This window comes from Gilliamella intestini, assembly GCF_900094935.1.
Classification (GTDB): Bacteria; Pseudomonadota; Gammaproteobacteria; order Enterobacterales; family Orbaceae; genus Gilliamella; species Gilliamella intestini.
Genome location: NZ_FMBA01000008.1, coordinates 66,112 through 74,541, shown reverse-complemented (window position 1 = coordinate 74,541; position 8,430 = coordinate 66,112). Strand labels below are relative to the sequence as shown.

The 8,430-nt window shown below is 32.7% G+C and carries 13 protein-coding genes and 1 pseudogene; 13 read left to right on the top strand and 1 reads right to left on the bottom strand.

Annotated elements, in window-relative coordinates:
• Window positions 1-41: 41 nt before the first annotated feature.
• Window positions 42-536, top strand: coding sequence for a phage late control D family protein (locus tag GA0061080_RS03670; RefSeq protein WP_091121222.1), 495 nt, complete (start codon window positions 42-44; stop codon window positions 534-536).
• Here GA0061080_RS03670 and GA0061080_RS03665 read toward each other — a convergent pair.
• Entirely contained in the window at window positions 527-868 is a 342-nt protein-coding gene (locus tag GA0061080_RS03665) for a helix-turn-helix domain-containing protein (protein ID WP_091121219.1), read from the bottom strand. The two genes, GA0061080_RS03670 and GA0061080_RS03665, sit on opposite strands and share 10 nt — an antisense overlap.
• 148 nt (window positions 869-1,016) lie before the next feature.
• On the opposite strand from GA0061080_RS03665, the gene GA0061080_RS03660 reads away from it, so the two are divergent.
• The 12 genes and pseudogenes from GA0061080_RS03660 to purE all read left to right on the top strand — a co-directional run bounded on the left by GA0061080_RS03660 (window position 1,017) and on the right by purE (window position 8,429).
• Window positions 1,017-1,514, top strand: a complete 498-nt coding sequence (locus GA0061080_RS03660; RefSeq protein ID WP_091121216.1) for a hypothetical protein — start codon at window positions 1,017-1,019, stop codon at window positions 1,512-1,514.
• A gap of 73 nt (window positions 1,515-1,587) precedes the next feature.
• On the top strand, window positions 1,588-2,091 hold the full coding sequence (locus GA0061080_RS03655) for a hypothetical protein (RefSeq protein ID WP_091121213.1): 504 nt from the start codon (window positions 1,588-1,590) through the stop codon (window positions 2,089-2,091).
• Window positions 2,092-2,173: 82 nt separating this feature from the next.
• Window positions 2,174-2,767: a hypothetical protein gene (locus tag GA0061080_RS03650; RefSeq protein WP_091121210.1), complete on the top strand. Its 594-nt coding sequence runs from the start codon at window positions 2,174-2,176 to the stop codon at window positions 2,765-2,767.
• 32 nt (window positions 2,768-2,799) lie between these two features.
• A complete protein-coding gene (locus GA0061080_RS03645) occupies window positions 2,800-3,324 on the top strand; it encodes a hypothetical protein (RefSeq protein WP_091121207.1) in 525 nt (174 codons plus the stop codon).
• Window positions 3,325-3,377: 53 nt separating this feature from the next.
• The gene (locus tag GA0061080_RS03640) at window positions 3,378-3,617 is read left to right on the top strand and encodes a hypothetical protein (protein WP_091121204.1); all 240 of its coding nucleotides are present in this window, start codon (window positions 3,378-3,380) and stop codon (window positions 3,615-3,617) included.
• A 27-nt stretch (window positions 3,618-3,644) separates the two neighbouring features.
• A complete protein-coding gene (locus GA0061080_RS03635) occupies window positions 3,645-3,890 on the top strand; it encodes a hypothetical protein (protein WP_091121200.1) in 246 nt (81 codons plus the stop codon).
• Between the two features lie 112 nt (window positions 3,891-4,002).
• Entirely contained in the window at window positions 4,003-4,425 is a 423-nt protein-coding gene (locus tag GA0061080_RS03630; RefSeq protein WP_091121197.1) for a hypothetical protein, read from the top strand.
• A 28-nt stretch (window positions 4,426-4,453) separates the two neighbouring features.
• A complete protein-coding gene (locus GA0061080_RS03625; protein WP_091121194.1) occupies window positions 4,454-5,359 on the top strand; it encodes a hypothetical protein in 906 nt (301 codons plus the stop codon).
• 296 nt (window positions 5,360-5,655) lie between these two features.
• Complete coding sequence (locus GA0061080_RS12530) at window positions 5,656-5,832, top strand: hypothetical protein (RefSeq protein WP_167349174.1); 177 nt, start codon at window positions 5,656-5,658, stop codon at window positions 5,830-5,832.
• 178 nt (window positions 5,833-6,010) lie between these two features.
• Window positions 6,011-7,013 (top strand): annotated as a pseudogene (locus tag GA0061080_RS03620) (IS3 family transposase).
• A gap of 26 nt (window positions 7,014-7,039) precedes the next feature.
• Window positions 7,040-7,762 (top strand): IS3 family transposase, encoded by a 723-nt coding sequence (locus GA0061080_RS03615; protein WP_091121191.1) that lies wholly within the window; start codon window positions 7,040-7,042, stop codon window positions 7,760-7,762.
• 166 nt (window positions 7,763-7,928) lie between these two features.
• Window positions 7,929-8,429 carry a 5-(carboxyamino)imidazole ribonucleotide mutase gene (gene purE, locus GA0061080_RS03610; RefSeq protein WP_091121187.1) on the top strand — a complete coding sequence of 167 codons (501 nt, stop codon included), beginning with the start codon at window positions 7,929-7,931 and terminating at the stop codon, window positions 8,427-8,429.
• Window position 8,430 lies beyond the last annotated feature (1 nt).

Here is an 8,430-nt window from a genome sequence, read left to right as displayed (position 1 = left end):
ATTATCAAGCTATTTTATCATCCCGATTAGCCCTGTTAGCCATGAAAAAACAGTGTGCCATTTTTCAAAACCAAAGCGTGGTCAGTGTGGTCCAATTGATACTGAGCAGTCATGGTTTTACCGGCATTGATTACCGCTTGGAATTAAAAGACACCTACCCGTCCCGAGAATTTATTACCCAATGGCAAGAAAGTGACCTTGAGTTCATACAACGCTTATTGGCGGATGTGGGGATTTGGTTTCGCTTTGAAACCCATGCTGAGCACAACTGTGATGTCATGGTGCTAAGTGATTATGAGCAAGGTTATGCTCAGGTTGCCGACATAGATAACAAACCACCGAGTGGCACCTTAGATGGTGGCACCGAAAGCGTTTGGGATATTCGCTTACACAGTGCCGTGGTGGCCTCATCAGCTGAGGTAAATGATTATAACTATCGAACCGCCAATACGGATTTGCACAAAGACATCAATACCCAACCGAAAAGTACCACCACCTATGGCACTGATTACCGTTATGAAGAGCACTACAGATAAAGGTAGTTATAGATTGATTGGACGCTGACTTTCTTTAAACGTGCAGCAATCTGCTCTGGGCTGTAATAAAGCATGAGGTATTTTTCAACTTGACGCCATACCGAAGCCTCTATTGGCTTACCATTACTGCTGTTTTTTCGCCTTTTCCGAGCAAGTGTCACTGCTTCATGCGCTTGATAGGCTTGATTAGGTTTTGAGTTTCTTTTTAGCTCTCGACTTATTGTCGAAGGATGTCTATTGAGTAGCTGGGCTATCTCTTTTTTATTCTTTCCAACTTGTAATAATACGAAAATCTGGTATCTTTCCTTCCTAGAAAGGTGATTATAATGCATAGCAATCTCCAAACTGTGGTGGTGCGAAGTAGCTAGTATAAATCACCTTTCTACTTTCTTAACTCCACCGTGTTTAAAATTGCACTTCATGTTTTAATCCAGGAGTAATAGGACAATTCGAAAATTTAAATTAGCAGGATAATGTGAAATGAAAAAAATTTTTTTAACTTTGATTGTATTTTTTATTTTTTCTGTAGGAAATGTACATTCAAATGAATCACCGGATATTTGGGATTATTATTGGGATTATTATAAAGTTTCCAAAAATTCTGTTTTTGGTAATGAATTAGATTATGACAGACAATTTTTAACAGAAAATTATTCGCAAATTAAACTAATATTAATTGCTGGAGATATTATAGTTGATACAATTTGTCTTATCCACTATGAAACATCAACAAATCTTACTACACCTTTATCTTATTGGAAAACTCCAGAAAAAGTAGAAAAATATAAAAAAATTTTCTCAGAAGAAGGGATCCTTTTAGGAGATCAATTTGAGGCAATAAACTTTCCTAATAATCATGACGATAATTTATGCTTGAAAGCGGGTTTAACTGATTTAATAAAGATCGATAATTATTTTGTTTTTCTAACTAAGTCAGGTCACTTAATAATATTTTCGAAGCACTTGAAAAAAAAATAATGAATCGCCCATAACTTATCGAGGATTTAATTATAAGATACCAAATCGGGAATTTAGTTGGTTTGGTCATCCCATGTTGACAAATAAAAAAATTGTAGAGGATATGAATAAGAAGTGTGATTTTCCCGATGATGGATCTTATTATAATTCTTACTTTGCCAATGAGTGTGATTTAAACGAATTAGGTCAATACTTTGGTAAAGTTAGTGACACTTTATTTAACAAAAAGAAAGAGATATATCAAAGAGGAGAATATCGATACAATTTAACTAAAAAGCAGCATGGAGAGTTTGATTTCGAAATATTTTTGAATATTGAAAAAAATAATAAATTAATAGATAACTTATCAATTTTTAAAGAAAAAATTTTAGAATCGGCTGCTTTTTCACAGTATTACTATATTGATAAAAATTTTAAGAATGTTTGGTTATTAAATAATGTTGGTAGTGACGAAACACAACGTATTGAAAAATGGAGACATTATAAAATTGATGATAGTGGGCACTTCAAGTTATTGGAATCGATTTCATGTAAAAATCGTGATAGACAAGGAGTCGTAAAATGTCACAATAATTAAGTAAAGACTATTACAGCTTAATACCCCTAAACTGTCTAATCTATCAACTGACGGCAAGGCATGGTTTATTCATCCCGTAGCGATGGTGGATTATTTTGCAGGAAACAAAATCCTTTTCAAAAAGGGTGATAAGGATGAAATTATTCGGGAAATTAATATCAGACTTGCTGGATTTGGTAAAAGTAGACATAAAGATATGTACTACGGTGTAAAATTAGAAGCAACTCATAGGTATGAGTATCCTGGTATACACAGATCATTATTATGGGCATTAAAAACCGTAATATTTTACTTACAAAAAGAAAATTCAGTTTATAGTTTTAGAAAAATTTCATCAGGATATAGGTGTTATGATCGAAATCTTCAAACAAATAGACGGACTACAAACCATAAAGGAAAGGCTTTAGATATACATTTTAATAAAAATGGCGTCAGGACAAGCTCATGTAATGATATGAATAAATTACGTAAAGAAATATTTAATAAATATTTAGGAGCAAAGTGGGATTGGAAGGCAGGGCAAAATAATATTTTTAATTTAGAGTCTGCTAGAAAAGGAGCAACTAGTTGGGTGCATTATGACGTAAGACAATTTGACCAAATTTATTTAAAAGATGAATATTTTTGTAAAGATTCTGAAACGTTAAATGGTAAGCCATTGGCTTCATTATTATAAAAAATAGCTAATGAATAACTTTAGGAGATATTATGATAAATAACTATATAATTTATTTAGTATTCGGTTTAATTCCTTTTTTTGCTTATGCACAAGAACCCCCTATTCAACAAAATAATAAAAATGCCTGTTTTGAAAAAAGCACAGACACTTTGCCATTAAATAAAGCACATAAAAATGTGTCATATAACTTAGCCAATAATGAAAATTGTAAAGTTGAAGATTTAGAATCATGGAATTGTGAGATAGATTTTCGTTATATACCTATACCTTCAAAAAATGACATTAATGTTATTTTAGTACCACAGGATTGTGGTGATTTCCCTTACAGACTTTATTTATTAACAATAAAAGATAATCAAATACGATCAGATTTATACGTTGAAGGTGAATGGTACGAACCAGGAAATAATAAAAATCTAATTGAAAAAACATATTTTACCATTTCAAAGGATTTTATCATTACCGTTACAACAGAATATAATAATAATTTAACAATTAAGCATTATTATTTAAATCAAGATGGATATATTAAAGAAAAAACCAACAATAATTAAATTACATTTTATTTTATTATTTCTGAAGTTAATTACATCATCAGTTACAGCTGATGAAAAAAGCAGAAACCATTGCCGGCAGCGTGATACGCAAAAAGGGAAAAAACACAAAGATTGTGGGTTTATTGCTTAAAGGCAGTAAAGTTCGTTTAGGTGAACAAGAAGATTACACGCTAGCGATGCAGGAATTATATCAAATTTTAACTGAAACACTGAGGTATTCAGCTCAGGATAAAGAAACACTACCTGCTTTTACTGATAACTATTTAAAAGAAGGATTACGCAGAAGCTAGACAGCGGAGCAGATAGGACATTTACAGGTGAAATATGAAAGTGAATGGTATGCCGATGAAGCATTAAGCAAATGGAACGAAGTTGATGACTTATTTGAAGAAGAAAAACAACAACAAAAAGAGATTATTGAAGCGGAATTAGATAAATTGGGCATCACCCAACCTTATCAGCGTGATATTGCTATGAAAAAAGTGGATGAAGCGCCTGAACATGTCAAATCAAACTGGCAACTAGAAAAAGAACAGCGCATCAAACTCTCGTTGTTATCCTAAAAAATGTAGTGGATTTGGTAATGGTTTAGGAACAAATACTTCACCAGAACGATATAATACTTATGAATTTCCTGGTATACACAGATCATTATTATTTGGATTTTGTGCTTTAATGTTTTATTTTAGTAGACAAAATGTCTATAAATTTATAGACATTTCATCTGGTTATTGCTGTCATTCCCACTCAGATGGAAAAACAGCTAATCACAGAGAAAAAGCATTAGATATTCAATTTTATAAAGGTACATGGACTATCGGAGGACTAAATAAAAATAATATTGCACCTTTACTATATATTCGTGATAACTTTTTTGTAACTTATCTTAACGCACAAAATAATTGGAAGGAAAAGAATCTTTTTACAACAGAACCAATAGGCTTGGATGCCAATGACAAACCTATAATTGGATATACTTATAGTTGGATTCATATGGATGTTAGATCATTTGAAAAGCAATATTTATTAGATAAGTATTTTTGTACCGATGCGATAACTTTAAATAAAGAAAAATTAATTACACTTATTAATAAATAGCCTAAATAAATTATAAAAGAGGTTAATAATGTTAAAAATTACAATTAGATTTATCTTTGTATGTTTGTATTGTTTTTTTCCGTTAATGACAAATGCTAATGAGATAAAATGGCAATTAGTTGATATCACTTATTTATCAGATCATTCAATTCAAATCGAAAAATTACTGGCACTACTTGAAGAATCAAAAGATATATCAGTTAAAAGTTCAAATAATAAACTAATAATTGACGAACATAATGTGATTGAAGTGCGAGAAACAAAAGAAAAATTATCACCAAATGTTCATAGCTTATTGCAAGAAGAATTAGAGCGCTTAAATTTAACTGATAATAAACAAAAAAAACAATATCTTACATTTATGACTTTACCGCAACAGTATAATTTAAACCAATCTTTGGTACTTATGTCTGATTATCTCTTTTTATTTAGTAATGACGAATTCATTTTAACCTTTAAAGATAAACAAAAAACACATCATGATTTTTCGGATTTATATAACAAATTCAATACAGCTAATCTACCATTAGTCAATCGCTACTTTCCCCCAGATGAAAAAGATGGTTTTTTGTCCATACCTGATGAATTTAATTATTTTTTTAAAGGGATGATAGATGATGGTAATTTGAAAGCAATAAAATTAAAGAGATACAAAGAAACAAAATTGATATTGTTATCTTCATATTCCATTGCTGGTTATCCTAAATTATCATTAATCAGCTTGTCAAATGATTTAAATATTATTGATAGATTAGAAATAGGCGAAAATTATGAGATGGAAGATGGAGTAACTTTGATTGAATATGCTATTGATAAGAATTACCTTGTTACTCTTAATAAGGTTGAATATCGAGATAATAAGTTACCTAAATTATTAGATAAAACAAATTATATCATTAATGATAAAGGAAAATTTATTAAGGTAGAAAAATAAAAACAGCTGCTCTCCTAACGAGGCTCTTAATGTGGCTATATTAGAACTAAACATTTTAACGGAATAACGAAAAAAGCTGACATTTTCACCCAAACATTTAATCTTTTATTATTAGTTGACCATGAAAGTGAATGGTATGCGGATTTAAGTAAATCGAAACAGATAGACCAATTATTTGAAGTAGAAAAACAGCAACAAATTATGTTAACAAAGTAGGAGAAAGTGGTTGGGTTTTTATTCGTGTTCATAGAAATCAAAAAAAATATGCTATTTGCAAATACACGAAATTAACTTTAATGAGCTTAAATGATAAGCGTGATAGAGTAGTATTTAAAATTGAAGAAGGACCATTGAAAGGAGAAATAGCTTCAATGATTATTAAAAATGGAATTGATAAATTTATTAGCGAAACTCCGCTAGCAAAATTTGTACCAACAATAAAAGTTAAATATGGGAAATTTGTTAAGAATTAGTATTCTCAACCGAGAAATCAATATTTAGATCAACAAATGGCAACTTTAATGGTCGGAAACATTTCGGTACAGGTAACATTGAATTCAGATTGGAATCCCAAAAATTGTAACTATCCCCTAAAATAGTACAGCAAAAAAGTAGAAAATTCTCTATGATAAAAGAAAAGGGGATTTAATTATGAAAAAAATGACTGAACATCAAATTGTCGCTATTTTAAAAGAAGCTGAAGCGGGTATTCCGGTTAAAGAACTGTGCCGTAAATATGGCATGGTAATTCAACTTTCTATAAATGGCGAGAAAAATACGGCGGAATGGAAACTTCGGATATCAAACGCTTAAAGGAGCTGGAGGCTGAAAACCGTAAGCTTAAACAGATGTTTGCCGAACTGAGCTTAAAATCCCAGCTGCAGGAAGAAATAATAAAAAAGCTTTAGTGCCCACAAAGGCATGTAAAATGTGGGCACAGCAACTACAACAAAATCATTCGGTTACTATTGCTATGAGTTGTGCCATTGTTGGCTTAAGCCGTTGTGCTTACTATTATCAACCTAAGTTACCGGATGATTCAGTGATTATTTCGGTGTTGAATGCTATCACGGACAGGCATTTACGCTGGGGCTTTCCTAAATGCTTTAATCGTATCAAAAAGCTCGGCTATAAATGGAATCATAAACGGGTATATCGGGTGTATTGTGAATTAAAGCTTAATCTCAGGGTAAAGCGTAAAAAACGTATTCCTCCACGATGCCCGGAAAGGTTATTAGTACCCAATAAACAAGGTGAATGTTGGTCAATGGATTTTATGAGTGACAGTAGCCGTAATCAGCGTCGCTTTAGGACATTCAATGTCATCGATGACTTTAATCGTGAGGCGCTAGGTATTGATATTACAGTAAGCTTACGGTAGGGAGAATTACCCGTTACTTAGATAAACTGGGCTAAATCACATGATATAACCATTGATTATATCCAGCCCGGTAGTCCTTATCAAAATGGCTATATTGAACGATTTAATCGTACCTATCGTACTGAATTACTCGATTTATATCTTTTTAACAACTTAGCACAAGCAAGGAGAATAACTGAAGAATGGTTAACGATTTATAATACCGAAAGAACGCATGAGGCATTAAATAACATGACACCGATTGAGTATAAAACACTAAAACAAGCAGCTTAATTTTCTACGTGAGTTGTGTACTAAGTTTGGGGTATTTACATTATCAACCTAAGTTACCGGATGATTCGGTGATTGTTTCGGTATTGAATTCTATCACAGACCGGCATTTACGCTGGGGCTTTCCAAAATGTTTTAATCGAATCAGAAAGCTTGGCTATAAATGGAACCATAAACGGGTGTATTGTGAATTAAAGCTTAATTTCAGGGTAAAGCGTAAAAAACGCATTCCTCCACGATGCCCAGAAATGTTATTAGTACCCAATAAACAAGGTGAATGTTGGTCAATGGATTTTATGAGTGACAGTAGCCGTAATCAGCGTCGCTTTAGGACATTCAATGTCATCGATGACTTTAATCGTGAGGCGCTAGGTATTGATATTGCAGTAAGTTTACCGGCAGGGAGAGTTACTCGTTACTTAGATAAGCTGGCCGAATATCATGGGTATCCATTAAAAATACGAGTCGATAATGGACCAGAATTCACCGGAAACACGTTTATTAATTGGGCTAAATCACATGGTATAGCTATTGATTATATCCAACCCGGTAGCCCTTATCAAAATGGTTACATTGAACGATTTAATCGGACTTATCGAACTGAAGTGTTAGATTTATATCTTTTTAACAACCTAGCGCAAGCAAGGAGAATAACCGAAGAATGGTTAACGATTTATAACACCGAAAGGCCTCATGAAGCACTAAATAATATGACGCCGATTGAGTATAAAACACTAAAACAAGCAGCTTAATTTTCTACGTGAGTTGTATACTAAGTTTGGGGTATTTACATGTGGACATACCAGTGCTGCCATTCCATGTATTTATTATTAATTGATAAAACCATCACTATCCCCATTAACTAAATTTTAGTGTATACTTCGTATACATCTTATTTTAATTATTCATATATTTGCTATGCATACTCAACCTAGAATTGCCATTGTAATGGGCTCCAAAAGCGATTGGACTACTATGCAACACGCAGCCGATATTCTTGATGCGTTAACAATTCCTTATCATGTTGAAATCGTTTCTGCTCATCGTACCCCTGATAAACTATTTCGTTTTGCTGAAAATGCCTCTCAGCAAGGATTTAATGTAATTATTGCTGGTGCTGGCGGTGCCGCTCATTTGCCTGGCATGTTAGCCGCTAAAACGCTTGTTCCAGTGTTGGGTGTTCCAGTGCAAAGTGCCGCATTAAGTGGTGTAGATAGTCTTTATTCTATTGTTCAAATGCCTAAGGGTATTCCTGTTGGCACTTTAGCTATAGGTAAAGCTGGTGCGGCTAATGCGGCATTACTTGCTGCACAAATTCTTGCTTTACACTATCAAGATATTTATCAACGTTTATCAATATGGCGATTAACTCAAACTGATGAAGTGTTAAATCACCCAGATCCAAGAGTGGATGCATAAT

Excerpts from the sequence above, each read along its gene's own strand:
- GA0061080_RS03670 (WP_091121222.1), top strand. The coding sequence starts at position 42 with ATGAAAAAACAGTGTGCCATTTTTCAAAACCAAAGCGTGGTCAGTGTG.
- GA0061080_RS03665 (WP_091121219.1), bottom strand. The coding sequence starts at position 868 with ATGCATTATAATCACCTTTCTAGGAAGGAAAGATACCAGATTTTCGTA.
- GA0061080_RS03660 (WP_091121216.1), top strand. The coding sequence starts at position 1,017 with ATGAAAAAAATTTTTTTAACTTTGATTGTATTTTTTATTTTTTCTGTA.
- GA0061080_RS03655 (WP_091121213.1), top strand. The coding sequence starts at position 1,588 with ATGTTGACAAATAAAAAAATTGTAGAGGATATGAATAAGAAGTGTGAT.
- GA0061080_RS03650 (WP_091121210.1), top strand. The coding sequence starts at position 2,174 with ATGGTGGATTATTTTGCAGGAAACAAAATCCTTTTCAAAAAGGGTGAT.
- GA0061080_RS03645 (WP_091121207.1), top strand. The coding sequence starts at position 2,800 with ATGATAAATAACTATATAATTTATTTAGTATTCGGTTTAATTCCTTTT.
- GA0061080_RS03640 (WP_091121204.1), top strand. The coding sequence starts at position 3,378 with ATGAAAAAAGCAGAAACCATTGCCGGCAGCGTGATACGCAAAAAGGGA.
- GA0061080_RS03630 (WP_091121197.1), top strand. The coding sequence starts at position 4,003 with ATGTTTTATTTTAGTAGACAAAATGTCTATAAATTTATAGACATTTCA.
- GA0061080_RS03625 (WP_091121194.1), top strand. The coding sequence starts at position 4,454 with ATGTTAAAAATTACAATTAGATTTATCTTTGTATGTTTGTATTGTTTT.
- GA0061080_RS12530 (WP_167349174.1), top strand. The coding sequence starts at position 5,656 with ATGAGCTTAAATGATAAGCGTGATAGAGTAGTATTTAAAATTGAAGAA.
- purE (WP_091121187.1), top strand. The coding sequence starts at position 7,929 with ATGCATACTCAACCTAGAATTGCCATTGTAATGGGCTCCAAAAGCGAT.